This window comes from Phenylobacterium hankyongense, assembly GCF_003254505.1.
Classification (GTDB): Bacteria; Pseudomonadota; Alphaproteobacteria; order Caulobacterales; family Caulobacteraceae; genus Phenylobacterium; species Phenylobacterium hankyongense.
This window is the reverse complement of record NZ_QFYP01000001.1, coordinates 640,707-663,452: the sequence shown is the minus strand read 5'-3', so window position 1 is coordinate 663,452 and position 22,746 is coordinate 640,707. Positions and strand designations below refer to the sequence as shown.

37 protein-coding genes are annotated in these 22,746 nt (G+C 69.5%); 14 read left to right on the top strand and 23 right to left on the bottom strand.

Annotated elements, in window-relative coordinates; translation table 11 throughout:
• Positions 1–241: 241 nt before the first annotated feature.
• Complete coding sequence (locus DJ021_RS03150; RefSeq protein ID WP_111456160.1) at positions 242–739, bottom strand: pyridoxamine 5'-phosphate oxidase family protein; 498 nt, start codon at positions 737–739, stop codon at positions 242–244.
• Between the two features lie 130 nt (positions 740–869).
• Here DJ021_RS03150 and DJ021_RS03145 point away from each other — a divergent pair, with 130 nt between their 5' ends.
• On the top strand, positions 870–1,385 hold the full coding sequence (locus DJ021_RS03145; protein ID WP_111456159.1) for a thioredoxin family protein: 516 nt from the start codon (positions 870–872) through the stop codon (positions 1,383–1,385).
• 225 nt (positions 1,386–1,610) lie between these two features.
• On the opposite strand, the gene DJ021_RS03140 is transcribed toward DJ021_RS03145, so the two are convergent.
• The 5 genes from DJ021_RS03140 to DJ021_RS03120 form a co-directional block, all read right to left on the bottom strand.
• On the bottom strand, positions 1,611–1,892 hold the full coding sequence (locus DJ021_RS03140) for a hypothetical protein (RefSeq protein WP_111456158.1): 282 nt from the start codon (positions 1,890–1,892) through the stop codon (positions 1,611–1,613).
• Positions 1,893–1,899: 7 nt separating this feature from the next.
• Positions 1,900–2,283, bottom strand: coding sequence for a response regulator (locus tag DJ021_RS03135; protein ID WP_111456157.1), 384 nt, complete (start codon positions 2,281–2,283; stop codon positions 1,900–1,902).
• A complete protein-coding gene (locus tag DJ021_RS03130) occupies positions 2,280–3,578 on the bottom strand; it encodes a PAS domain-containing protein (protein WP_111456156.1) in 1,299 nt (432 codons plus the stop codon). The genes DJ021_RS03135 and DJ021_RS03130 overlap by 4 nt, the downstream gene beginning before the upstream one ends.
• A gap of 290 nt (positions 3,579–3,868) precedes the next feature.
• Positions 3,869–4,138, bottom strand: coding sequence for a hypothetical protein (locus tag DJ021_RS03125; protein WP_111456155.1), 270 nt, complete (start codon positions 4,136–4,138; stop codon positions 3,869–3,871).
• Positions 4,139–4,160: 22 nt separating this feature from the next.
• Positions 4,161–4,370, bottom strand: a complete 210-nt coding sequence (locus DJ021_RS03120; protein ID WP_111456154.1) for a DUF2188 domain-containing protein — start codon at positions 4,368–4,370, stop codon at positions 4,161–4,163.
• Positions 4,371–4,680: 310 nt separating this feature from the next.
• Between DJ021_RS03120 and DJ021_RS03115 the strand changes: the two genes are divergently transcribed.
• Complete coding sequence (locus DJ021_RS03115) at positions 4,681–4,890, top strand: cold-shock protein (RefSeq protein WP_111456153.1); 210 nt, start codon at positions 4,681–4,683, stop codon at positions 4,888–4,890.
• Between the two features lie 308 nt (positions 4,891–5,198).
• On the top strand, positions 5,199–5,648 hold the full coding sequence (locus DJ021_RS03110; RefSeq protein ID WP_111456152.1) for an NUDIX hydrolase: 450 nt from the start codon (positions 5,199–5,201) through the stop codon (positions 5,646–5,648).
• Positions 5,649–5,791: 143 nt separating this feature from the next.
• On the opposite strand, the gene DJ021_RS03105 is transcribed toward DJ021_RS03110, so the two are convergent.
• The 5 genes from DJ021_RS03105 to DJ021_RS03085 all read right to left on the bottom strand — a co-directional run bounded on the left by DJ021_RS03105 (position 5,792) and on the right by DJ021_RS03085 (position 8,542).
• On the bottom strand, positions 5,792–6,334 hold the full coding sequence (locus DJ021_RS03105) for a DUF4402 domain-containing protein (protein ID WP_165837091.1): 543 nt from the start codon (positions 6,332–6,334) through the stop codon (positions 5,792–5,794).
• A gap of 315 nt (positions 6,335–6,649) precedes the next feature.
• Positions 6,650–7,033, bottom strand: a complete 384-nt coding sequence (locus tag DJ021_RS03100) for a response regulator (RefSeq protein WP_243625888.1) — start codon at positions 7,031–7,033, stop codon at positions 6,650–6,652.
• A gap of 170 nt (positions 7,034–7,203) precedes the next feature.
• Positions 7,204–7,716: an RcnB family protein gene (locus DJ021_RS03095; protein ID WP_111456150.1), complete on the bottom strand. Its 513-nt coding sequence runs from the start codon at positions 7,714–7,716 to the stop codon at positions 7,204–7,206.
• 280 nt (positions 7,717–7,996) lie between these two features.
• Positions 7,997–8,281 (bottom strand): hypothetical protein, encoded by a 285-nt coding sequence (locus DJ021_RS03090; RefSeq protein WP_111456149.1) that lies wholly within the window; start codon positions 8,279–8,281, stop codon positions 7,997–7,999.
• Positions 8,282–8,356: 75 nt separating this feature from the next.
• Positions 8,357–8,542 (bottom strand): hypothetical protein, encoded by a 186-nt coding sequence (locus tag DJ021_RS03085; protein ID WP_111456148.1) that lies wholly within the window; start codon positions 8,540–8,542, stop codon positions 8,357–8,359.
• Positions 8,543–8,668: 126 nt separating this feature from the next.
• Here DJ021_RS03085 and DJ021_RS03080 point away from each other — a divergent pair, with 126 nt between their 5' ends.
• The 4 genes from DJ021_RS03080 to DJ021_RS03065 all read left to right on the top strand — a co-directional run bounded on the left by DJ021_RS03080 (position 8,669) and on the right by DJ021_RS03065 (position 10,084).
• Positions 8,669–9,304, top strand: coding sequence for a hypothetical protein (locus DJ021_RS03080; protein ID WP_111456147.1), 636 nt, complete (start codon positions 8,669–8,671; stop codon positions 9,302–9,304).
• Positions 9,305–9,383: 79 nt separating this feature from the next.
• On the top strand, positions 9,384–9,572 hold the full coding sequence (locus DJ021_RS03075; protein WP_133254933.1) for a hypothetical protein: 189 nt from the start codon (positions 9,384–9,386) through the stop codon (positions 9,570–9,572).
• 71 nt (positions 9,573–9,643) lie between these two features.
• Positions 9,644–9,865, top strand: a complete 222-nt coding sequence (locus DJ021_RS03070) for a ComEA family DNA-binding protein (RefSeq protein ID WP_111456145.1) — start codon at positions 9,644–9,646, stop codon at positions 9,863–9,865.
• Between the two features lie 18 nt (positions 9,866–9,883).
• Positions 9,884–10,084, top strand: coding sequence for a hypothetical protein (locus DJ021_RS03065; RefSeq protein ID WP_133254932.1), 201 nt, complete (start codon positions 9,884–9,886; stop codon positions 10,082–10,084).
• 27 nt (positions 10,085–10,111) lie between these two features.
• On the opposite strand, the gene DJ021_RS03060 is transcribed toward DJ021_RS03065, so the two are convergent.
• The gene (locus DJ021_RS03060; RefSeq protein ID WP_111456143.1) at positions 10,112–10,303 is read right to left on the bottom strand and encodes a hypothetical protein; all 192 of its coding nucleotides are present in this window, start codon (positions 10,301–10,303) and stop codon (positions 10,112–10,114) included.
• 223 nt (positions 10,304–10,526) lie between these two features.
• On the opposite strand from DJ021_RS03060, the gene DJ021_RS03055 reads away from it, so the two are divergent.
• The 3 genes from DJ021_RS03055 (at position 10,527) to DJ021_RS03045 (ending at position 11,326) form a co-directional block, all read left to right on the top strand.
• Positions 10,527–10,775, top strand: coding sequence for a hypothetical protein (locus tag DJ021_RS03055; RefSeq protein WP_111456142.1), 249 nt, complete (start codon positions 10,527–10,529; stop codon positions 10,773–10,775).
• 2 nt (positions 10,776–10,777) lie between these two features.
• A complete protein-coding gene (locus DJ021_RS03050; protein ID WP_111456141.1) occupies positions 10,778–10,969 on the top strand; it encodes a hypothetical protein in 192 nt (63 codons plus the stop codon).
• 84 nt (positions 10,970–11,053) lie between these two features.
• Entirely contained in the window at positions 11,054–11,326 is a 273-nt protein-coding gene (locus DJ021_RS03045; RefSeq protein WP_111456140.1) for a hypothetical protein, read from the top strand.
• A 72-nt stretch (positions 11,327–11,398) separates the two neighbouring features.
• On the opposite strand, the gene DJ021_RS03040 is transcribed toward DJ021_RS03045, so the two are convergent.
• From DJ021_RS03040 to DJ021_RS03015, 7 genes are all read right to left on the bottom strand, one after another.
• Entirely contained in the window at positions 11,399–11,713 is a 315-nt protein-coding gene (locus tag DJ021_RS03040) for a UrcA family protein (RefSeq protein WP_111456139.1), read from the bottom strand.
• 225 nt (positions 11,714–11,938) lie between these two features.
• Complete coding sequence (locus DJ021_RS03035; RefSeq protein WP_133254931.1) at positions 11,939–12,736, bottom strand: hypothetical protein; 798 nt, start codon at positions 12,734–12,736, stop codon at positions 11,939–11,941.
• Positions 12,737–12,876: 140 nt separating this feature from the next.
• Positions 12,877–13,233: a hypothetical protein gene (locus tag DJ021_RS03030; protein WP_133254930.1), complete on the bottom strand. Its 357-nt coding sequence runs from the start codon at positions 13,231–13,233 to the stop codon at positions 12,877–12,879.
• Positions 13,230–13,490: a hypothetical protein gene (locus DJ021_RS03025; RefSeq protein ID WP_111456136.1), complete on the bottom strand. Its 261-nt coding sequence runs from the start codon at positions 13,488–13,490 to the stop codon at positions 13,230–13,232. The genes DJ021_RS03030 and DJ021_RS03025 overlap by 4 nt, the downstream gene beginning before the upstream one ends.
• 86 nt (positions 13,491–13,576) lie before the next feature.
• Complete coding sequence (locus DJ021_RS18795) at positions 13,577–13,741, bottom strand: hypothetical protein (protein WP_165837090.1); 165 nt, start codon at positions 13,739–13,741, stop codon at positions 13,577–13,579.
• A gap of 101 nt (positions 13,742–13,842) precedes the next feature.
• Complete coding sequence (locus DJ021_RS03020) at positions 13,843–14,031, bottom strand: DUF3606 domain-containing protein (protein WP_111456135.1); 189 nt, start codon at positions 14,029–14,031, stop codon at positions 13,843–13,845.
• A 255-nt stretch (positions 14,032–14,286) separates the two neighbouring features.
• Positions 14,287–14,964, bottom strand: a complete 678-nt coding sequence (locus tag DJ021_RS03015; RefSeq protein ID WP_111456134.1) for a terminase small subunit-like protein — start codon at positions 14,962–14,964, stop codon at positions 14,287–14,289.
• A 451-nt stretch (positions 14,965–15,415) separates the two neighbouring features.
• Between DJ021_RS03015 and DJ021_RS03010 the strand changes: the two genes are divergently transcribed.
• The 4 genes from DJ021_RS03010 (at position 15,416) to DJ021_RS02995 (ending at position 17,243) form a co-directional block, all read left to right on the top strand.
• The gene (locus DJ021_RS03010) at positions 15,416–15,748 is read left to right on the top strand and encodes an ArsR/SmtB family transcription factor (RefSeq protein WP_111456133.1); all 333 of its coding nucleotides are present in this window, start codon (positions 15,416–15,418) and stop codon (positions 15,746–15,748) included.
• Complete coding sequence (locus DJ021_RS03005) at positions 15,745–16,218, top strand: SRPBCC family protein (RefSeq protein WP_111456132.1); 474 nt, start codon at positions 15,745–15,747, stop codon at positions 16,216–16,218. The genes DJ021_RS03010 and DJ021_RS03005 overlap by 4 nt, the downstream gene beginning before the upstream one ends.
• Positions 16,219–16,338: 120 nt before the next feature.
• The gene (locus tag DJ021_RS03000) at positions 16,339–16,764 is read left to right on the top strand and encodes an SRPBCC family protein (protein ID WP_111456131.1); all 426 of its coding nucleotides are present in this window, start codon (positions 16,339–16,341) and stop codon (positions 16,762–16,764) included.
• Positions 16,765–16,829: 65 nt separating this feature from the next.
• Complete coding sequence (locus DJ021_RS02995) at positions 16,830–17,243, top strand: VOC family protein (RefSeq protein ID WP_111456130.1); 414 nt, start codon at positions 16,830–16,832, stop codon at positions 17,241–17,243.
• Between the two features lie 416 nt (positions 17,244–17,659).
• Here DJ021_RS02995 and DJ021_RS02990 read toward each other — a convergent pair whose 3' ends face one another.
• The 4 genes from DJ021_RS02990 to DJ021_RS02975 form a co-directional block, all read right to left on the bottom strand.
• Positions 17,660–18,787 carry an acyl-CoA dehydrogenase family protein gene (locus DJ021_RS02990; protein WP_111456129.1) on the bottom strand — a complete coding sequence of 376 codons (1,128 nt, stop codon included), beginning with the start codon at positions 18,785–18,787 and terminating at the stop codon, positions 17,660–17,662.
• A gap of 156 nt (positions 18,788–18,943) precedes the next feature.
• Complete coding sequence (locus tag DJ021_RS02985; RefSeq protein ID WP_111456128.1) at positions 18,944–20,152, bottom strand: acyl-CoA dehydrogenase family protein; 1,209 nt, start codon at positions 20,150–20,152, stop codon at positions 18,944–18,946.
• Between the two features lie 53 nt (positions 20,153–20,205).
• The gene (locus DJ021_RS02980; RefSeq protein WP_111456127.1) at positions 20,206–21,411 is read right to left on the bottom strand and encodes an acyl-CoA dehydrogenase family protein; all 1,206 of its coding nucleotides are present in this window, start codon (positions 21,409–21,411) and stop codon (positions 20,206–20,208) included.
• A 74-nt stretch (positions 21,412–21,485) separates the two neighbouring features.
• Positions 21,486–22,694, bottom strand: coding sequence for an acyl-CoA dehydrogenase family protein (locus DJ021_RS02975; protein WP_111456126.1), 1,209 nt, complete (start codon positions 22,692–22,694; stop codon positions 21,486–21,488).
• Between the last annotated feature and the right edge of the window lie 52 nt (positions 22,695–22,746).

Below are 22,746 nucleotides of genomic sequence, written 5' to 3'. Positions count from 1 at the left end.
GCCGGCAGATAAAAACTGTCGAGTACTCGACACTTGCGGCAAGTCGTCGCGCAAATTCTGCAAAAGGCTCCGACGGCGGCCGGAAAAGCGTGGTCTTTCCACGCGTCCTGTCAATGTCGGAAGGCCGACTTAAACTATATCGTTGCGCGCAAAACGGGCGACCACACAACCGCCTTATCATTTGAGGGTGCGAACGGCGCCGGAAGTCTACTTGGCGCCGTTCGGCCCCAATGCCGCCGGCTCAGTGCAGGTCGAGGTGGGCGCTGCCGCCCAGGTCCGGAGTCCGGTGGGTGGCGTTGGCCCGGGTGATCTCCCAGGCGAATCGCGCCGGGCCGGCTTCCGATATCCACACCTGGGCGTCGTCGCAATCCAGCCGCAACATGGTCAGCCGCGGATCGTCGCGGCCCTTCGGGTACCAGGCGGCGACCACCGGGTTCCAGTACTTGTCCATCCGGTCGACGTCGTGCGCGTCGCTCAGCCGGCCGCCGATGCAGGCCTGGATGTCCTTGAGCTGGAACACGAACATCGACGGCGCGCCGGACCCCGCCGCCCGGGCCAGGTCGCTGTCGCGGTAGGTGAAGAACCAGATCTCGCCGTTCCCCCGCTCCAGGAAGGCGGTCATCGGCTGGAAGTGCTGCGGCTCGCCGCCCACCACGCCGAGCATGCCGGTGCGGTGCTTCTCGATCTCGTCCCAGAGCCGGGTCTCGACGGCGGCGCGGTCGTGGGTGTCGGTGGTCATGGCGTGGCTCCTGCTGCGCGCCCGGCGCGCTTGCCGCGAGAACCCACGGCCGGCCCCGCAGTTCCGGCCCGCCGCGCTTGACGACCGGCCCCTCGGCGCCCAAATCCTACCTTCACACTGGAGATTGTAGATGACCCGATCGGCCGTCGCCCTCGCCGCCGTCCTGGCGCTCACCGGCGCAGGCGCCGCCAGCGCCGCGCCGGCGCCGAAGATGGGCATCTCGGACTTCGCGCAGCTGCAGACGCCGCTGCCCTATCCCTACGACGAGCAGGCCGACGCCGACGCCGTGGTGGCCAAGGCCAAGGCCCGCGCCAAGGCCGCCCACAAGCTGCTGATCGTCGACCTGGGCGGCAACTGGTGCCCCGACTGCCGCGTCCTGGCCGCGACCATGGCCCGGCCGGAGCTGAAGGCCTTCATCGACCGTCACTATGAGGTGGTCATGGTCGACGTCGGCCGCTTCGACAGGAACCTGCAGATCCCGGCGCGCTACGGGATCACCCGGCGGCTGGAGGGCGTGCCCGCCCTGCTGGTGATCGATCCCCGCGCCGACAAGCTGCTCGACGCCGGCCACGTGGCGGCCCTCGCCGACGCCCGCTCCATGACCCCGCAGGCCCTCGCCGACTGGCTCGCCCAGTGGGTGCGCTGAGGGCCTAAGCCGCGGCCCTCAGGTCCTCTCTCGCGCGCCGCAGGCGCTGTCTCTATTGGTCCACGAACCACACGAACCACACGAACGAAGGGTCATCTGACAGGATCTCGCCCTGTGCACGGTCCCGTTCGTGTGGTTCGTGTGGTTCGTGGACGACAAAGCGGCGCTGGCGCGCCAGGAATGCCGGCAAGTCGGCGCGCCCTCATCCGCCGCTCGCTTTACCGATCAGCCGCTCAGCCAGCGCCGCGGATGACGCCAGCCCAGTTCACGCACCTGGCCGGGCGCGAGGCCCAGGCTGCGCATCTTCGGGAGCGTCAGCTCGCGGATCGCCTGCACCGGCTCGTCGCCGGCCACCGGGCTGCTCGCCACCTCGCCGACCCGCAGGGCATGGTCCACGGCGGTCCACTCCGCCTTGCCGCGGTCCTCGAAGCCCACCGCGTAATAGTGGCGCAGCATCGGCTCGCCGCCGGCGGCCACCATCACTCCGATCACCCAGCCGCCCGCCATGCGCCGTTCAGCGCCCGCCCAGCAGTTGCGCGGCGAGTTCCTGCAGCTTCGCGCGGCTGACCGGCTTCTCCAGCCGCGGCCGCTCGCGGTAGACCGGCGGGATCACCCACGGTTCGTAGCCGGTGGCGAAGGCGAAGGGCACGCCGCGGCGGTCCAGGGCGGCGGCCACCGGGAACGCCGTCTCGCCGCGCAGGTTCACGTCCAGCAGGGCGAAGTCGACGTCGGAGCGTTCGAGCAGGGTCATGGCGTCGGCGACGGTGGCGCAGGGGCCCAGCACTTCGCCGCCCAGGGCCATCACGGTGTGGCGCAGCTCCGCGGCGATCAGGTACTGGTCTTCGACGACCAGCACCTTGCGGCCGTGCAGCGGGGCGTCCTCGGGCGAGGCGGTCACCAGCCCAGCGCCTGCTCGTCGGGCGAATCCAGCACCGCGTTGTGATGGGTCAGGGGGACCTCGATCAGGGCCCGCACGCCGCCGGGCTCGAAGCTGATCGAGGTCGCGGCGCCCAGCTCGAACGGCAGGCCGCGCTCGATCAGTTCGCGGCCGAAGCCGCTGCGGGTGGGACGCATGTCCAGGGCCGCCACCCCGCTCTCGCGCCATTCCAGCGACAGGCGGGGCCCGGCGCTGGTGTCGAACACCCGCCAGCGCACCGCCACCCGGCCCTTGGGGCCGGCGAGGGCGCCGTACTTCACCGCGTTGGTCGCCAGCTCGTGCAGGGCCAGCGCGAAGGTCTCGGCGGCCGACTGGCGCAGCCGCACCTCGGGGCCGCCGACGTCCACCTGTTCGCCGTCCGGGGCGCCCAGGGAGACCAGCTCGTCGCGGACCATCTCCTCCAGGTCGACGATCACGTCGCCGGTGCGGGCGAAGATGTTCTGCGTGCGGGCCAGCGTCGCCAGGCGCCCGTCCAGGTGGCTGGCGTATTCCTCGACCGAGGCGCTGGTCTCGGCGGTGCGCGCGGCCAGCGACCGTACGATGCCCAGGATGTTGCGGACCCGGTGCTGCAGTTCGCTGAGCAGCAACCTCTGGCGCTCCTCGGCGCGCGCGGTGGCGGTGATGTCGAGGAAGGTCAGCACCACGCCGGCGATGGCGTTGTCGAAGCTGCGGTAGGGCAGGACGCGCGCCAGGTAGCGCGAGCCGGTCTCCGGCCGTTCGACCTCCCGCTCGACGCGGCCGAGCGTGTTCAGGACCTGGTGGACGTCGCGTTGCAGCTCCGGATAGGCGACCGTCGGGACCACCTGGTCGATCGGCCGGCCCACGTCGGCGTCCAGCAGGTGAAAGACCTCGGTGGCGGCCGGCGTGAAGGTCCGGATCCGCAACTCGCTGTCCAGGAAGAGGGTGGCGATCTGGGTGCTTTCCAGCAGGTTCTTCAGGTCGGAATTGGTCTTCGCCAGTTCGTTGACCTGCTGGGCCAGCTCGCGGTTGACGGTCTGCAGTTCCGCCCCGTTGGCGCGTTCCAGCTCATCGGTCGTGGTCTTCAGGCGCTGCTTGGTCAGCCGCAACTCGGCTTCCAGCCACTGCACGTGCTCGTCGCGCGGCTGGCCTTCCGGCGGCCCCGCCTCCGGGGCGTCGGCCGCGCCCAGCTTAACCGGCCGCTCGACGTCGCGGGCCCGGCGCAGGTCGAAGATCGCCAGCGGGCTGACGCCGCGAGCCCGGTCGCCGTTCCTGGTATTTGCCTTGCGCCTCGCCACCGGCCGATCTCAACGCGTCTGGAGGGGTTCTCTTAACGGTTTGGCGGCGGAAGGGTAACCGCCGATCAGCCGGATTCTGGCCGGCGCGCTACGGCGCAGTCACGGCCTCGGTCGCTGGCCGCTCGTTCCATCCGCAGATGCGCCGCCGCCGCTTCGCGTCTGTGAAGGCGTCATGACGCGCGTGCGACGGCCGCCCGTCAGGGGTTCGCCCCCTGACGGTCCGGACGCGGGCGAGCGCCAGGCTCCGCCCCCGATCGTCGAGCGGGATCCAAAGGCGCCCTGCGCCCGAGCTACTCGGCGGAGCGCTCCAGGGAACTGGTGTTCACGCCGCCCGGCGTCACCTTCACGCCCAGGAAGGTCATCACGCCCTCGCTGAACCGAATGTCCTCCAGCGCCACGTTCGGGTCGCGTTTCAGCTCCTCGGCGTCGCGATGGGTGAGGCGCAGCGTCATGTCCGTGCGGGCGACGCCGTCCAACTCGGCCTGTTCGATGGCTTCGCGCAGGACGATGGCGGCGGGACGCCGGGGCGGTGCGGCCCGGACTTTCTGTTCATGGGCCATGGCCGGATGCTCCTGCAGGTCTCTATGGGATGGCGAAGAAGCCACGCTCGCCGCTCACCCGCACCAGGCAGGCCTGGCCCAGGTCCTGGGCCGCGCGGGCGCGCTTGTTGGCGGCGGCTTTCGCCTCTTCCTTGTCGCGGGTATGGTCGGAGTACTCGCCGTCGTGTTCGACCGCCCAGCGCCCGTCGTGCCAGGCCACCGTAAAGATCGACCGGTCGGGTCCGTTGCGCATGCGAAAGAACTCCTTGCGGCCGGCCCAGCTTGGACCGGCGTCCGGGTAGCCTTAGCTTTAGGCCAACCCGGGAAATCGCCAGAATTCTACAGCTTATTGCCCTCGGCGTCCGTAAGTTTCTGGGAATAATTCTTGCAATCCCCGAAATCCCGGCCATATATGCAGCATCGAATATCGCTTTGGTTCGCCCGCTTTCCATCCCCGGACTTCTCTGAAATCCGGAACCGGACCTGCCTCGACCTCTCCGACAATTTGATCTCGCCCCCCAACTCTGGAGGCGTGAATATTCAGACCCGGAAGGGGACAAGACATGACGACCGGTACAGTGAAGTGGTTCAACGGCCAAAAGGGCTTTGGTTTCATCCAGCCCGATGACGGCGGCCAAGATGTGTTCGTGCACATTTCCGCCGTTGAGCGCGCGGGCCTCGGCTCGCTGCATGAAGGCCAGAAGCTGAGCTTCGAGCTGGAGCGCGATCAGCGCAGCGGCAAGATGTCGGCCGGCCAGCTGCAAGCGGGCTAAGCCACACAATACGTCCGCGTATAGTTTGGACGACGAGAAGCCGGCGCTTGCGCCGGCTTTTTTGTTTTTGGGTCCGCGCCGGCGGGTGGCCGCGTCGAACGGGCGGGCGGTCCGGGAACACGTTTACAGTCACCGGCGCGCGGCTTAGGCCACTGGCGAATCGCTGCTTTTGCGGCCCAAGGTGCTCCGTATGCTGAATTGGTTCCAGGCGCTGGCGCCTCGTGAAAGGCCTGCCTCCGAGATCTGCGGGGCGCGTTGGCGCGGCTCGTCGCCGTGCCCCCGATGGCGCTGACGGTCGCGCGGTTCTGATGGGCAAGAAGGATCAGGTCCCCGCCGAGCCGGATCGCGAGCCGCGCGTGCAGTACGCCGCCCTGCCGTGGCGCCGCGACGCGGCCGGCGGCGTGGAGATCCTGCTGATCACTTCGCGTGAGACCCGCCGCTGGGTGATCCCCAAGGGCTGGCCGATCAAGGGCCTGAAGCCGCCGGAAACCGCCGCGCGCGAGGCCTACGAGGAGGCGGGGCTCGAAGGCGCCGCGGGCAACAAGAAGCTCGGCCTCTACCACTACGACAAGCGCCTGCGCTCCGGCCGCCTGCAGCACGTCCGGGTCGCGGTGTTCGCGCTCAAGGTCGCCGTCGAGCGCGACGAATGGCCGGAGAAGGGTCAGCGGGAGAAGCGCTGGATCACGCTGGCGCAGGCCGCCGACCTGGTGGACGAGCCGGATCTGAAGGCGATCATCGCGGCCTTCGCGCCGGCCTGACCGCGCCTGCCCGGCCCCGCCGCCCTGCTGTTGTGGTCATGCGCATGGCGCAGCCGGAGAAGACCGCCTCCTGAGGCCACGAAAAAGCCCCTCCGGCCGGGGACCGAAGGGGCGAGGGGTCGTGCTCTGGAGAGCGCAGTCTTCTAGTTGTAGGCGACGATCACGTTGAAGGTGCCGGTGTAGGCGCCGCTGGCGGTGGTGTTGGCCACGGGGATGGCGCCGCCGACGCCGAAGGTCGAGGTCCCCGTCGCGCCCAGGGCGCTGCTCAGCGCGCCGGTGGTGGCCGTCGCCGTCAGGGTCACGGCGATGGTCTCCGAACCTCCGGTGCGCGTCATGTTGAAGCTCGCGGGCACGGTGATCGAGAACGTCTGGCCGCCTTCGCCGGTGACCGTGTAGGAGGCGCGGCCCGCCGCGGCGTTCGGTCCGGTGTTCAGCAGGGCGCCGGAGCCGGTCAGGTTGCGGTTGCCGGTGGCGGGGTCGATGGTGACCGTGCCGGAGCCGGAGATCGGCCGCACCACGGTGCCGAACGACAGGTCGCTGTTCTTGGCCAGCAGGATCGGCTGGAAGATGGTGGCGGTCGAGTTGGTGGCCTGGGTCGCCGAGGCCTGGGCGAGCGCGGCGCTCGACAGGCTGCAGGCCGCGGTGGCGGCGAGGGCGCCGGTCAGCAGGGTTCGGATCGCGTTCATCTGGCTCTTGGGCATCGTTTCAACTTGTGCGACCCGGTCGTCGGGGCCGCTCTCCGTCTGGGTCGCCGGGCCCCGCCGCTGTCTCGGAAAGAGACCATCGTCAGGTCCGGGCATACTGTGCTGCAGCTTCCGGAGCAACATCGGCGCCACCCAATATGGGGGCTCTATCGCATTGCTTTTCTTGAAGAAATGCAACCAATAGGGCGCTTTCCCGGCCCCGGCTCAACCCATGGGACGTGCGCCTGCGGCCCGCGCCGGAGCGCGGCCACGACATGATCCGTTTCAGCCTGGGTCAGCGTCCGGCCGGGAGGCGGTTCACGCCGCGGCGATGAGCATGTCCTGGACCAGGCGCAGCAGCTCGCTCGGGGCATAGGGCTTCTGCAGGTAGCGGGCGCCGGCGGGCAGCGCGCTCGCGCCGGGCCCGGCGTCGCCGGAGGCGACGATCACCAGCAGCCGCGGCCAGCGCCGCCGGGCGATCTCGGCCAGGGCGTAGCCGTTCAGGGAGCCGGGCATGGTCACGTCGGTGAACAGCACCCGCGTGTCCGGCCGCGCCTCCAGGATCCGCAGCGCCTCGTCGGCGTCGCCGGCTTCCAGCACGTGGTAGCCTTCGTCGGTGAGGACCTCCTCGGCGATCATCCGCACGAGCAGTTCATCGTCCACCACGGCGATCACGATCGGTTCGGGGTCGGATGGGCTCAAGATCGCTCCGGCGCAGGACATGGCCTTAATCGGCATGACCGCCGACGGTTCCGATCGGCATTCCCGAACATCTCTGCGCGTCGTGCGCTACCAGCCGCGGCCGGGCCGGGCCAATCAAATGTCAGGTTGAGCGGGGGGCGCTCCGTCGAGCGCCCCCCGCGTCGCCCTCGTCAGTAGGCGTTGGCGATCACGTCGGCGATCAGGCCGCTGGCCAGCGCCATCAGCACGAAATTGCCGTCGGCATAGACCCAGCGGTAGCCGGGGGGCGGCGGACGCAGGCCGTAGTAGCCCCAGTCCTGCACATAGTAGTGGCGATAGGCCCCCGGCACGTAGCCGCCGCGCCGCCAGGCGCCGCGCCAGCGCGGATCCATCCGCTGGTAGCCATAGCCCGGCGCGTACCAGTAGCCGTCGCGCGCGCCGCGGTAGGCGCGCCATTCCGAGCGATCCCGCCAGGTCTCCGCGCGCCCACGCTCGTAGCGCATCGCGCCATGGTCGCGGTCGCCCCGGTAGCCGTCGCGGTGGTCCCGCCGATCGTCCCGCCGCTCGTCCCGCCGCTCGTCCCGCCGATCGTCGTGGCGGTCGTCACGGCGATCGTAGCCCTGCCGGCCGTAGTCCTGGGCCGAAGCCGCCATCGGCGCGGCCACGGTGGCCAGGGCCAAGGCGGCGTACAACAGGTGTTTCATGGCTGTTTCCCTTCTGCAGTCATCCCGGCCCCAACTCTGCGCCGCGCCCCTGAACCGCGGCTGAACCGCCAGGGCGGCGCGCCGTCAACGATTGGCGCTCGCGGGCGGGGCGGTTGTAGGGGGTCTCGGGGCGGGGCCTCGGCGCAGCTCGGCGCGGATCACCGCGCGGCGCAGGCTGGCCACCAGTTGCTGCAGGGTCTTGGGGCCGGATTCCATGACCGCGATAACGCCATGCGGCGCAGTTCGATCCGGGAGCCCTGCCGCGCGCCGAGGACGGCTGTCAGGCGCGGGTCTTGGCGCTGCGCTTCGGGGTGGGCGGGGCCACGGGGGCCAGGGTCTCCGCCTCCTCCAGCACGTCGATCACCCTCGACAGGTGGGCCGGGGCGCCGCGGCTCTCGACCGTGCGGAACATGCCGCGCAGCCGGCCGTCCAGCGCGGCGAGCTTGCGCGCATGGGCGGCGGCGCGGGTCTTCGACCAGACCACCACGGCCAGCCCGGCCGCGAACGGCCAACCGATCACGCCGATGACGGCGACGGTCTGAGCTGGAGAGGCGAAGAGGTTCATGGCTGCCGGACAGGCAAGCTCAACTGTCAGGGCACTGCAAGCGAAATGACGCCGTGTGGCGAAGCTCGCCGCCGTTCAGCCCGGCTCGTCCTGGCTGAGGCTGTGCTCGTAGACCGCCGAGGCCATGCCCCGCAGGGTCGTCGCCGCGGTCTTCAGGGCCGTCTCGCCGATCAGGCTGGCGCTCTCGGCCGCCAGCCGCTCGAGCTCCTCGACCATGCCGGTCAGCCGTTGATAGACCTCGAGGTCGCTGAGGGTCCGCATCGCCGCATCCGTTCCGCGCCGGGTCGCGCACGCCTCCATAACGCCGATTCGGGCCGGCGCAGGCGCCAACATGGCTTGTCGTGCGGCCGGCGCGCGCCATAGTCCGGGCGGTTGGAGGAGACGCCGATGACGGGCAGGTCCAGGCTGAAGGTCGGCGTCGACGTGCCCTGGGTGACCAGCTGGTCGCAGGAGGAGGTGTTGGGCGTGCGCCCCTGCGCCAGCCTCGGCGGCGGCCTCGCCCTCCACCAGGCCGAGCGGCCGGAGTTCGGCCGCCCCAACTATTCGCGCAACCACCTCAACCGCCAGCGCTGGAGCGTGCGGCGCATGCTCTGCCCGATGTGCGGCCAGCCGACCTCGCATGGCGACCGCTGGACCCAGACCGGGCGGCTGACCACGGCCGGCGTGCTGCGCGCCCGCGGCCTGGGCCCGGCCGTGCCGGCCGACGTGGCCGACGCCCAGGTGGTGCTGAACGCCGGGGCCATCGCGCCCCTGCACCGGGCCTGCGCGGAGCGGGCGCTGGCGCACTGCCCGCACCTGGGCGCCTTGCCGTCCACCGAGCTGCTGCCGTTTCCCGAGCGGCTGACGGTCTTTCCGCTGACCATCGCCGCGACCCCGCCGCACGTGCTGGCCGCGGCGCCCGCCGCGCCGATCGCGGTGGTGACCTTCCTGCAGCTCTGCGGGGTCACCGCTGAGACCGACCCCCGCTGGCGCCGCGGCCTGCGGGACCTCGCCCCCGACCCCCTGACTTCCGACCCGGCCTGACCTCGAATCGGCGTTGGGAGATCGTAAACCCGCCGAAGCTAAGCTTCGCCGCAACAACCACGACGTTGGGGTGACGGTGATGACCAATTACACGCTGATGGCCTATGCGCCCGAGGCGGCGCAGCCCTTCCAACAGACGATCGCCGCGGCCCGCGATTCCGACGCCCTCGAGGCCGTCCGCCGCTTCCTGCGCGGCCCGCAGGGCGTGCGCCAGGTGGAGCTGTGGCGCGACGACCGCCGCATCGCCACCGTCGAGCGGGTGGTCTGAGCCGCCTGGAACCTTGCCGCCTATCATTTGTTGACCCCGGACTGGGTGGGTCCTTTGCAGAAAGGCTGCATGTGGATCTGAACACTGCGAGCGTCGAGTCGATGGCCAAGCTCGTCGGCCTCGACCGCGCCTACGACCTGCTGCTCTGGCGGCCGTATCTGGACTGGAGCGAACTCGGCGCCGTGCCGGGCTTCGGCCCGGCCCTGATCGCCAAGCTGAAGACCGCGGGGGCGCGGATCAAGCTGCCGGGAGATCCGAGGACCTTCTGCGATCAACTCAACCTGCCCCGCTGAGCGGGGCGAGAGGGACCAATGGCTCCGAGTGTCATGAGCGTCGTGCGCCGCGGGAAGCTCTGGGGCGTCAGCATCGACGGCGAGGTCCTGGCCGTCGCCCGCACCAAGGCCGGCGCGCGCGAACTGGCGGCCGACGCCGCGCGCATCCTGCGCGACAGCGGTGCGAGCGTCAGCATGATGGTCCCTGGCGAGACCCGCAGCTTCGCCGCCGACGACTGACCGGCGCCTGAGCGGCCGACCGACCCGTCAGCCCTCGCTGCGGTATTCCTCGAACACCAGCTTGCCGTGCTCCCGCACCTCGACGGCGTGGCGATGCTTGTCTTCGAAGAGGGTGCGTCGAGCCAGCACGCGGGCGCGGGTTTCGTCAGACACTAACAGGAACGACAGCTGGGGAATCGGGTAGCGATCGTCGATCGTCAAGCAGGTGAACGTCCGCATGGGACCTCGCTGTGGAACGGCCCCACAATGTCGGTCGCCGGCCTCCGCGCATTAATCTGTGTTATACGGAACGTCGATTTCTCAAAAAATTCGCAATAAAAAAAGCGGCTTAGCTTCGCGCAAGCGCCGGCGTGGCGTCATTTTTTCGTGACGCCGAACTTAGCACCGGACAATGCCGCGGGCCGCCGGCCTCCCTATCTTCCGGGCTCGAGAGGGAGCGAACGTGCAAGAGCAGATGGTTTGCGTCCGGCCCCTGGCCGGCGGGTGGAGCGTCGAATGCGCTGCGGCGGGAGAGCCGCTGGTCTTCCTGTCCGGGGCATGCGCGGAAGAGAAGGCCCACGGCCTGGCCCGGTGCCTGGCCTTCCTCGGGCGCGACGTCCGGCTGACCGTGCAGGACCGCAGCCGGCAGATCGTCGGCGAGACCCGCTACGCCGGCCGCCAGTGGTGGCGCGCGGACCCGGCGTTGGCCTGAGCATGTCCCGCTATCACCTGCGCATCACGCTCGAGAAGGATCTCGGGCACGGCCGCCTCGAACTCGAGTGCGAGAACGACCGCGAGGCCGTCCAGATCGCCTTCGGCGCCGACAGCCCTCGCGGACATGCGCTGTGGCAGGAGCGCCGCTTCCTCGGCGTGTTCGCCCCCGGGCCGCGCGGCGAGCCGTCCTGAGGCAGGGCGCCCGACGGCCCTCCCGCAATCCGCCGACCGGGCGTAGGATGCCGGCTGCGCAGCAGGTCGTTCGGAGGAACCGGAATGGCAGCCAGTGACGCGTCCCCCCATGATCCGGCTATCATTGATCCCGCCATCATCGCGCACGAGCGCGCCTACAAGGCGTTCAACGTGCTCCTGCGCTGGTGCATGGTGGTGCTGGGCGCGGGGATCCTGACGCTCACCCTGTGGTTCGCCACCCCCGCCGGCTTCCTGGGCGGGGTGACAGTCGGCCTGCTCGCCTTCGCCGTCGGCTACTGGGTCGTCGTGCGCCACGAGGCGCACCAGCCGCTCGACGTCTGGCAGATCGGCCGCTGAGCCGAAAACGCGATCGGCCCCGCGACCCGGGCGGGGTCGCGGGGCCGGCCGCGGCCCCACATCCGCGAGCGCCTAGCGGGCGGCGAAGGTCGAGGCCTTGGCGAGCCGCGCCTGCTGCAGGATGACCAGCTTGTCGCGCCCCTCGGCGACCACCGCGGCGCGGCAGCGGGCCAGCACGCTGAGGTTCCGCTCGTCGCTGCACATCTGGTTGGCGACGGACTGGATGCGGCGGTCGGCGGTCGCCTTGCCGGCGGCGGTGGCGAGGTCCAGGTCGGCGACGTGCACGCGGATGGGGGCGGCGTGGGCGGCGGTGGTCAGCGCGACCATCGGCAGGGCGGCGAGCGCCAGGGTGGCGAGGCCGGCGATACGAGCGGCGAAGTTCGACATGATGATCCCTCAGTTTTTTCAAATGTTGTTGGCGGGTGCGCCGCCGATGGGGATCTAATACTGATGTCCTTCGCGGGGGTCTTCTTAAGTCTCTGTCATGACATCGAATTCACAAGATGAACGCGATGTAATACCTGAACATCCGGTAAGGTTTGGCGGCGCGTCGCAATGCGGCCGCGATGGCCACGGCGCAGCGGGCGGGCCGCGCAGCCCGCCGGGCCGGGCTCACCAGGGAGTGCGCGGACCCGGGTCGTAGTAGCGGTCGTAGCCCCATGGCGCATACTGAGGGGGCGCGGATTGCGGCGGCGGCTCCCGCCGATAGTCGCGGGCCTCGTACTCGGCCTGCGCCTGCGCCTGGGCGACGGCCCGCGCCTCAGCCTGCGCCTGGGCCTGCGAGTCCTCCGCCGCCTGCTGGGCGGCGCGCTGGCGCTCGGCCTCGGCGGTGGCGGCCGCCGCCTGGGCCTTGGCCGCCGCCAGCTGGGCGTCGGCGAGCGCCTGGGCGCGGGCGTCGGCGTCGGCCCGGGCCCGGGCCTCCTGCGCCTGCGCCAGCTGGGCGCGGTGCTGGGTCGCCACCTGGGCGCCGCAGGTCCGCAGGTCGGCGAGCCCCTGTTCGGAGCCGCCCAGGGCGGCGCTCACCGGCTCCTGGGTCAGCCAGCTGATCTGCAGGTTCGAGCCGCGGCGCAGCGCGGCCTGCGTCTCCTCGCTCAGCACCATGTCGGCAAGCTTCGGATTGGCCTTGCGGACCACCAGGTTGGCGTACGGCTTCTGGTCGACGCGCAGGGTCAGGAAGGCGCGGGCCGGCAGGTCGTCCTTCGCGAACACCAGCGCCAGTTGCTGGCCGTCCGAGGTCAGGGTCACCTGGGCCGTCTGGCCGGAGCGGCCCACCAGCTCGATCTCGGTATGGCAACTGTCCTCGGCCGGCGTGATCACCCAGGCCGGGGACTCCGGGCGTGGCGCCGCGGCCAGCGCCGGGCCAGCGGACATCGCGGCCAGCAACGCGGCTGGCGCCAGAAGTTTGAACACGATAGCTCCTTGCGGCGATCGTTTGCCGTCCCCTGCCATAGGCTACGTCCGCCCGCGCCCGGCGCCTAGGTCACAGAGGGTCGCGGCCTCGTCGCTCTCCCCCGCGAAGGGGAGAGTGCTCCGAGAGGCGGGTGGCGGCCTCAGCGCCAGTGACAGACCCGGTGGTGGTGGCGGATGTAGCAGACCTGGTGGCGGTGATGGCGCCCGTAGCCGCTGGCCATCCCGCGGTTGTCCATCCTGCCGTTGTCCATCCCGCGGCTGTCCGTGCGGTGGTTGTCCATTCCGCCGCTCATCCGCGGGTCGGTCCGGCTCTGCTGGTCCATCTGGCGCTGTTGGTCCATCTGGTGTTGCTGGTCCATCTGGCGCTGGTCCATCTGGCGCTGGTCCATCTGGCGCTGGTCGCCAGCCGGACGGTCCGGATAGGGCTGGGCGATGGCCCCGGCCGCGGGCAGTACGAGGCAGGCCGCCGCGACGACGCCGAAGATCATTTTCTTCATGGGGAAGAGTCCTGGGAAGACCCGCCGAGCGCGGGCGCTCCAGCAACGCCCGGCCGCCCCGGAGGATGCGCCGCCGCGCGGTCCTGGCGCAGGATCAGCCGGTCGCCGTCATAGACTTCGACGTAGGCGGCGCTGAGGTGTTGTGCGCACACTGCGCCGGCCAGGGCGCGGGCCGCCGCATCGTCCGCCGCCTCGAAGGCCTCGAACGACGCCGCCACGTGATCGGCCTGGCGAAGGAAGTAGGTGTAGACGGTCACGCTCGGCTCTCGGCTGCGCGAGGGGTGTCCCGCGGCTCTGGCTTCTGGGCCTGCGCGCCTGACCGGCGGATGAACGAGCGTGGCCGTTAGTGGCGGCGGCTGTTGCGGGGCTCGTCGGCCGCGTCCGCCGCCTTGCGCCGCAGCTCCGCGGCCAGGGCGGTCAGCCGATCCTTGTCCGGCCGGTAGCTGACCAGCGCCGCCATCTGCTCGGCGGCTTCGGCGTCTTTGATGAAGTCTCCTGCGTTTGCCATATGATGAGAAGGCAGCCGCGCACCGCGGAGTTCCGACAGTTGCGCCTGTCGAAGCCGTCCCGCCGCCTGTGGGCGGTGAATCACGCTTCCGCTGAGTGCGCCTAGTGCTTCTTCAGCTGCTCCGCGGCGCGGTCCAGCGCGTCGCGCCGGGAGCCGTGCTTGGCGATCAGCTCGCGCGCCTGGTCCATGCTGATGCCGTGCCGGTCGGCGAAATGGCGGACCTCATAGTCCTCCGATCCGGACACCCGGCTGCGGTCCGGCTCGCCCACGTTCTGCTTGTTGTCGGCCATGGTTGTCTCCTCTGACTGCGCCAGGGGAATCGACAGGCGGCACGGGTGGTTCCCGCCAGGTTCGCGATCGCAAAGCCCTCTCCCCCTTGTGGGGAGAGGGTTGGGAGAGGGGGTGCCGGCTCGGCTTTTCGGGACAGGTCGGCGGACCCCCAGCCTGCACCCCCACCCCTGACCCCTCCCCGCAAGGGGGAGGGGAGCGCCAGCGCCCATCAGCCTGAAGCCGAATGTCGATCCCTCGTGGGCCCGAGGCGTGGGTCAGTCCGCCGGCAGGGCCCGGTACTTCTTGGCCCCGATCCGCCCGATCCGCGCCTCCAGCCGCGCCACCTCGCGCTTGATTTTAGGGAGGTTCCCCGCCTCCGCCCGGTCGGCGGTCATCTCCGCCTCGAAGGCCAGCCAGCCGACGGCCTCCCGCTTGGCGGCGACATACATCGCCCGGAACGCCGGCTCGCGCTTCAGCCACTTGTAGATCGCCCTCTTCGACGGCGTGGTCGGATCGGAGGTGATCGACAGCACCGACTCCCCCTTGGCCACCCGCCGGCAGAACGCCCGCGCCTTGGCCGGCGTGTAGCCGCTCTTCGGCCCGCCGTGCCAGGCGCGCCGCCGACCGAGCTTGATGGCGATCCGCGTCCCCTCCGCCCGCCGCTCGCGCTCAATCTGGTCCATCCAGATCCGCCGCGCCCCCACCTCGTCGCGCGTCCGCTGGTAGCGCACCGCGAAGTCGTGATGCACCTGCAGCCAGCGGAACAGGGTGGCGTAGGACGGCATCCGCCGGTCGGCGACGATCTCGCGCAGGGTGTCGCCGATCGCCACCCGCGCGCAGATCACCTCGGCGAAGCGCGGGTGGTAGGCGCTGGGCTTGGCCCCGGCCGTGTGGTCCATTTCCGGCAGCCACCAGTGCTCGGGCGACCGGCCTTTGTCGTCGGGATGCGGCATCCAAAAAGGCTAACCCCGACCCCCGCCATCCGCGAAAGAAAAGCTCGATTTTTCCGCGCCGGCATCCGTGGAGGCGGGCGTCCCGCGCGCAACCGAAACCCCCTGCGCGTCTGCGGACGGAAGCGTCCTGTTTGCAATTCAGGCATGCGCTGTGAGCGCGACCCGACAGCCGACCTCAGCAAGGTCCGCTCAGGGTGGGAGGCAGACCTTAGATGGGAGGGGACTTATATAGCTGACAAACACGATTAGCAGTTCTCGCCCGGGAATCCCTCTCGCTCGATCTGCCGCACTCGTCACGCAGGCACGTCGAAGCGTCGCCTGAATAGCGCTTGGAGAGCCGTAAGCTCCCGGGATCGGACCAGTTCGCAACCCAGATATCCCTCCCGCTCGGGCGCCACCGAATATGGAATGAGGCTTGACTCTGTATGTTAGTGCGGACTAACGGTTAGTCATGACTAACGCAGTTGCGGCCATTCGGGCGTTGAGCGCCCTGGGAGACCCGAGCCGACGGGCGATCTTCGAGCACGTCGCGGCGAAGCCGTCGGCGGTGAACGAGATCGCCGCCGGAATGATCGTGGGCCGCTCGGCCGTGTCGCAGCACCTGCGGGTGCTGAAGGAGGCAGGGTTGGTCAGCGAGACGCCGGACGGCACAAGACGCATCTATCGGCTGGACCCGCGCGGGATTGCCGCGGTGCGCGACTGGCTGGACGACCTGTGGGCGCGGTCCCTGGAGGACTTCGTCGCCTTTGCCGACGAACAGGTAGACCTGGGGGACGAGCAATGACCATCGCCCCCATACGACGCACGGCGCACACCAAAGCGCCGCCGGCGAAGGCCTTCGAGATCTTCACCGGTCAAATCGGCCGCTGGTGGCCGAAGGGCAACGGCGTCGGCGCCCAGCCGCTCGTCGAGGTGGTCATCCAGCCCGGCGTCGGCGGCCGCTGGTTCGAGCGCGATGCGGAAGGCCATGAGACGCAGTGGGGCTGCGTCCTCGAATGGGACCCGCCGGGACGCCTCGTCCTGGGTTGGCAATTGAACCGCGAGAAGCGCTTCGACCCGCATCTCATCACCGAGGTTGAGTTGACTTTCAGGGCTGCGCCGGACGGCGGAACGGACGTATCGCTGGAGCACCGGAACCTGGAGCGCTTCGGCCAGGACGCCGTCCAGTGGCTTTCAAGCATAGGCGGCGGCTGGACCCAGAAGCTGGGCGAATACGCCGACTACGCCGACGACCTTCCAGACCAGGAGGAATGAGGGCCGCTTAGCTCTCACCTTCCAGCTTTTTTCTACTCCAACGCCGCGTCTGCCGGACGCGAACGATCCCGCGCGCCTGCGCGGTCCTTCACTCACGTCCATTGGATAAGGAGACTTGATATGCCTGACATTCTTCACCGCGTTGGCATCGCCGCCGAGCCCATGCGGGTCTTCGAAGCGCTCACCACGGTCGAGGGCATCCGCAACTGGTGGAGTTCCGACACCAACGGCGACGCCTCGGAAGGCGGCGCTTTCCAGTTCCGCAGCAACCGGCTGCAGGTCACCCACGCCGACTCCAGCCTGGTGACCTGGCGCTATTCCGGCCCGGCCGAGGAGTGGGTCCCTACCGAGATCAGCTTCCGGCTCGAATGGCGCAACGGCCAGACCATCGTCCTCTTCAAGCAGGCCGGCTGGCGCGAGCCGGTGGAGTTCATGCACCACTGCTCGACCAAGTGGGCGACGTTCCTGCTCAGCCTGAAGGACTACGTCGAACACGGCGAAGGCCGGCCCGAACCCCGCGACACCAAGATCGCGGTCAACGCCTAGGGACCCCCGACTTTAACCTGCTGCGGCCGCCCCCAGGCCGCTGCCATACCTGGAAGGAACTGATCATGACCAAAGTTATCCTGGGCAATCACACCGCGGTCTTCGCCTCCCGCGCCGAGCAGGACCGGATCCGGCGGTTCTATCGCGATGTCCTCGGCGCCGCCGCGCGGATCGAGACCAACGAAGTCGACCGCTGGCAACTGGCCGACGTCCACTTCTGCTTCGTCTGGCAGGACACGGCCCTCGATCCGAGCCACTTCCTCAAGGCCATCTACCTCGAACTCGCGACCGATGACGTCGACGCCATGCGGCGCAAGATCGTCGAGTCCGGGGTGAAGGTGATCGAGATCCCCGATCCGCACCTCTACTTTCAGGCGCCCGGCGGCCAGGTGTTCAAGCTCGTGGCGATCGACGAGGATTTGTCCGTCTACGAGGACTCTTCGTCGGCCAAGCCTGGCGCTACTGCCACAGCAGCCTAAGCGCTTTGCGACAGAACGCCGACGCGTCCATCCCTGTCCAGGCGAAGCCCGCTTCAACCAGGGCGTCACCCGAGCGCGCCCGATATCCCCATCCATCACGATGGTGCGTAGGATCGCCATGCGCACTCCGGTCATCGTGTCGAACGGTGTCAGGCCCGTTTCAGCCCCGGAAGCGAGCTTTCCGAATGTCGGCTAAGGGTCGACAGAGGTCCTTGAGTTCGCGCCAGCAAGCGGACGCTCAGGTCTGGCGCGGCGCCTGTCAGCCTTAGCCTGGGGGCGGGTCAGCCCTAAATTGTGAGGGGCGCCACGTCTGGACCCGACAGCCTCAGCTAGGTCCAAGAAAAAGCCCCTCCGGCGTCTCGCGCCGGAGGGGCTCTCCCCCGCCACCCGCACCGCGCAGGCGCGCGGCCGGAAACTCAGTAGCCCTGGATCTTCGCGTAGCGGTCGCGGTGGTAGGCCTGGTTGCCGAAGGCGGCTTCCGCGGCCCGGGCGCGCTTCAGGTAGAAGCCGGCGTCGTGGGCGTCGGTCATGCCGATGCCGCCGTGCATCTGGACCATCTCGTTCGACACCAGGTGGAAGGTGTCGCCCATCTTGGCCTTGGCGAGGCTGACCAGCTCCGGCACGTCGGGGCTGTCGGCGTCGATGGCGGCCAGCGCCGCCTCCACCGCCGAGCGGGCCAGTTCCAGGTCGGTGAACATCTTCGCCGCGCGGTGCTGCAGGGCCTGGAAGGAGCCGATCACCTGGCCGAACTGCACGCGGACCTTCAGGTAGTCGAGGGTGGTCTCGAAGGCCTGGACGGCGCTGCCCAGCATCTCGGCGGCGACCCCGGCGCGGGCCCGGTCGAGGGTCTTTTCCAAGAGCTCCCAGCCGCCGTCCAGCTTCGCGTCAAGGCCGACCTCGACGCCGTCGAAGCTGATGTTGGCCGCGCCGCGGCTGTCGGCCAGCTGCAGGCGCTGGCGGCTGACGCCCCTGGCGTCGGCGGGCACCAGGAAGAGTTCGACGCCGGCCGTCTCGCCGGGCTGCCCCGACGTGCGGGCGGAGACCACCAGCAGGTTCGCCGCCATGCCTTCCAGCACGAAGGTCTTCTTGCCGGTGAGCTTGTAGCCGGCGCCGGATTTCTCGGCCTTCAGCGCGGTCTTCTCCGGCGCGTGGTGGGCGCCTTCGTCGACGGCCAGGGTGGCGACCACCGCGCCCTCGGCGATCTTCGGCAGCCACTCCGACTTCTGGGCCTCGGAGCCGCCGAGCATCAGGGCCGAGGCCGCGCCCAGCGCCGAGGCCAGCAGCGGCGAGGCGGTCAGCGTGCGGCCGGTCTCTTCCAGGATCAGGCCCATGGAGAGGTAGCCGAAGTTCGATCCGCCATATTCCTCGGGGATGATCACCCCGGCCCAGCCCATCTCCGCCATCTCGTTCCAGGCGGCGGCGTCGTAGCCGAGGTCGGCGCCGCCATCGCGCATCTTGCGGAAGGCGCTGACGGGGGACTTCTCCTGCACCCAGCTCTTGGCGGCGTCGCGGAGCATGCTCTGTTCTTCGGTCAGAACGGCCATCGTGTTGTCTTTCCTACAAATCTATTCCGCTCGTCCCGGCGTACGCCGGGATCCAAGCTTGCGTTGAAATTGGCGCTCCCACGCCGCCGCCACGCGGAAATCCCGCATGGGTCCCGGCGTTCGCCGGGATGAGCGGAGGAGGGCCGGGGAAGGTCATCACTTGCTTTGCGTCAGGTCCGGCAGGCCCAGGATGCGCTTGGAGATGATGTTGTTCTGGATCTCCTGGCTGCCGCCGTAGATCGTCGTGGCCTTGCCGCCCAGCCACTGGCGCACTGCGCCCAGTTCCTCGGGCGTGAAGTCCTCGCCCTCCCAGCCCAGGCCCTGGTGGCCCATGACCTCGAGGGTGAGCTCGGCGCGGTCCTGCATGACGCGGGTGCCGGCGTTCTTCATGATCGAGGTGGCGGCCGAGGGGCCGGCGTTGCCCTTGGATTCCAGCATGGCGCGGATGGCGGTCTGCTGGAACGCCCGCGCATCAATCTCGGTCTGGATGATGCGGGTGCGCAGGTCGCGGTCGGCGATGCGGCCGGTCTCGTCGAGGCCGACGTAGTCCTTGGCCAGGCTGGTGAGCGAACGCCCGCCGCCCATCCGGCCGCCGCCGCCCGCGCCCGAGAGGCCCGAGCGCTCGTGCTGCAGGAGCCGCTTGGCGATGGTCCAGCCGCCGTTCAGCGGCCCGACCAGCTGGTCCTTCTCCACCCGCACGTCGGTCAGGAAGGTCTCGCAGAACGGCGAGTTGCCGCTGATCAGCTTGATCGGGCGGACTTCGACGCCCGGCGTCTTCATGTCGAACAGCACGAAGGAGATGCCCTCGTGCTTCTTCGAGGTGTCGGTGCGCACCAGGCAGAAGCACCAGTCGGCGTATTGCGCGCCGGAAGTCCAGATCTTTGACCCGTTGACCAAATAATGGTCGCCCTTGTCCTCGGCTCTCGTCTGAAGAGCCGCCAGGTCAGAGCCGGCGCCGGGCTCGCTGAAACCCTGGCACCACTGAAGCTCACCTTTGACGATGGCCGGGATATGCTGCTGCTTCTGCGCCTCGGTGCCGTATTCCAGCAGGGTCGGGCCGAACATCATCACGCCCATGCCGCCGATCGGGTTGTAGGCGCCGGCGCGGTTCAGCTCCTGCTGCAGCACGCGGGCTTCGCCGCCCGACAGGCCGCCGCCGCCATAGGCCGCAGGCCAGGTGGGGACGCCCCAGCCCTTCTCGCCCATCGCCTTGCGCCAGGCTTCCTGGTCGGCGGAGGGCTTGGCGCGCTCCTCGCGCATCATCGGGTTCGCCGCGCCCTTCAGCGCCGGCGGAAAATTCGCCTCGATCCAGCTTCGGGCGTCGGCCCGGAACGCTTCGAGGTCGGTTCCTCCAAAATCAGCCATCGAAATAAGTCTCCTGAAAAAATCAGATCTCTAATTCGCCGCAGTAGATCAGCTCATCTCGACTGCGTCAGCTCGGGCAGGCCGAGGATGCGCTTGGAGATGATGTTGTTCTGGATCTCGGCGCTGCCGCCGAAGATCGAGAAGGCCTTCGACGACAGCCAGCTGCGCACCGTGGTCAGCTCCTCGGCCGCAAAGCCCTCGCCCTCCCAGCCCAGGCCCTGGGCGCCCATCACCTCCAGCAGCAGCTCCAGCCGGTCCTGGCCGACCTTCATCGAGGCGTTCTTCATGATCGAGGTGGCGGCGCTGGGCCCCTGGTTGGACTTCGCCTCCGCCGCCGCGCGCCGGTTGGTGAGCTGCACCAGCCGGGTCTCCATCTCGTGCTCGACGATGCGGGTGCGCAGGTCGCGGTCGGCCAGCCGACCGGTCTCGTCGGCGCCCACATAATCCCTGGCGATCTCGTGCACGGCGGCCGGCGCCGGGCCGTTCTGGCGCGAGCCCATGCCGTTGCGCTCGAACTGCAGGAGCCGCTTGGCGATCGTCCAGCCGCCGTTCAGCGGCCCCACCAGGTTCGCCTTCGGGACCTTCACGTCGGTGAAGAAGGTCTCGCAGAACGGCGAGTTGCCGGCGATCAGCCGGATCGGCCGCGCCTCGACGCCCGGGCTCTTCATGTCGATCAGCAGGAAGGAGATGCCTTCGTGCTTCTTGGTGTTGTCGGTGCGCACCAGGCAGAAGCACCAATCGGCGTATTGCGCGCCACTTGTCCAAATCTTTGACCCGTTGACCAAATAATGGTCGCCCTTGTCTTCAGCTTTCGTCTGGAGACCGGCCAGATCGGAGCCGGCGCCGGGCTCGCTGAAACCTTGGCACCACCTGAGCTCACCTTTGACGATGGGCGGGATGTGGCGTTGCTTCTGCTCTTCGTCGCCGTACTCCAGCAGGGTGGGGCCGAACATGCCGACGCCCATGCCGCCGATCGGATTGACCGCGCCGATCCGGGTCATCTCCTCGGCCAGCACCCGCGCCTCGGCCGCGCTCAGCCCGCCGCCGCCATAGGCCTGGGGCCAGGTCGGCGTGCCCCAGCCCTTCTCGGCCATCCGCTGCTTCCAGATGGCGAGGTCGCCGGTGGGGGTCTGCGGGGACTGGGCGGCGGCCTGCTGGCCCTCCACGTCCTGCGCAAGCGACGTCGGGAAATTCTGCTCAAGCCACGTCCGCGCGTCCGCCCGGAAGGCGTCGAGATCGGCGCCGCCGAAATCCGCCATCAGAAATTCTCCCTAATATTCATTATCTTATATCTCAGCCTAGCACGCCTGATCGGGCCCTTGGAGTCGCCCCCTCACTTCGGGTCCGGCAGGCCCAGCACCCGCTTGGCGACCACGTTGAGGTTGATCTCCGAGGTGCCGCCCTCGATCGAATTGCCCTTCGACCGCAGCCAGGTGCGCACCGCCGCCAGCTCCGGCTCGCCGAACCCGTCGCCGCTCCAGCCCAGGCCGTTCAGTCCCAGCGCCTCGACGATCAGCTCGTTGCGGTCCTGCGCCACCTTGGCGCCGGCGTACTTCATGATCGAGGTCGCCGCCGACGGGCCGTTGCCGGCCTTCGCCTCGTCGGCCGCGCGCCGCACGGTCAGCTGGAAGGCGTGGCCCTCCATCAGGTGCTCGGTGACCCGCCGCCGCAGGTCGGCGTCCGCCAGCCGCCCGCTCGCGTCGAGGCCGACGTAGTCCGTCGCCGCCTGCTTCACCGTCAGCGCCTGGGCCGGCGCGCCGATCGAGCCGCCGCCGAGCCCGGCCGAGATGTTGTCGCGCTCGAACTGCAGCAGCCGCTTGGCCACCGTCCAGCCGCCGTTCAGCGGCCCGAACAGCTGGTCCTTGGGCACGCGGACCTCGGTGAAGAAGGTCTCACAGAACGGCGAGGTGCCGTTGATCAGCCGGATCGGCCGCACCTCGACGCCCGGGCTGGTCATGTCGATCAGCAGGAAGGAGATGCCCTCGTGCTTCTTGGCGGTGTCGGTGCGCACCAGGCAGAAGCACCAGTCGGCGAGGTTGGCGCCACTTGTCCATATCTTGGACCCCGAAACCACATAGTGGTCACCCTTGTCCTCGGCCCGGGTTTGCAGGCCCGCCAGGTCCGAGCCCGCGCCGGGCTCCGAATAGCCCTGGCACCAGCGCACGTCGCCGGTGACGATGCCGGGCAGGTGCTGGCGCTTCAGGGCCTCGGTCCCGTACTCGATCAGGGTCGGGCCGAACATCATCACGCCCATGCCGCCGATCGGATTGCGCGCGCCGATCCGCGCCATCTCCTCGGCCAGCACCCGGGCCTCCTGGCGCGACAGCCCGCCGCCGCCGTGCTCCGCCGGCCAGGTCGGGACGCCCCAGCCCTTGGCCCCCATCCGCTCGCGCCACAGCCGCGCGTCGGCGCTCTCCGGCTGGCCCTGCATGCGCGCCGCCTGGGCCGTCGGGTCGTCCTTGAGCGCGGCCGGGAAGTTCGCCTCCAGCCAGGTGCGGGCCTCGGCCCGGAAGGCCTCCACGTCGCCGCCAAAATCCGCCATCGAAATACGTCCTGAAAAAATCGTCGTGTCCGACGGCGCCCGATGAATAAGG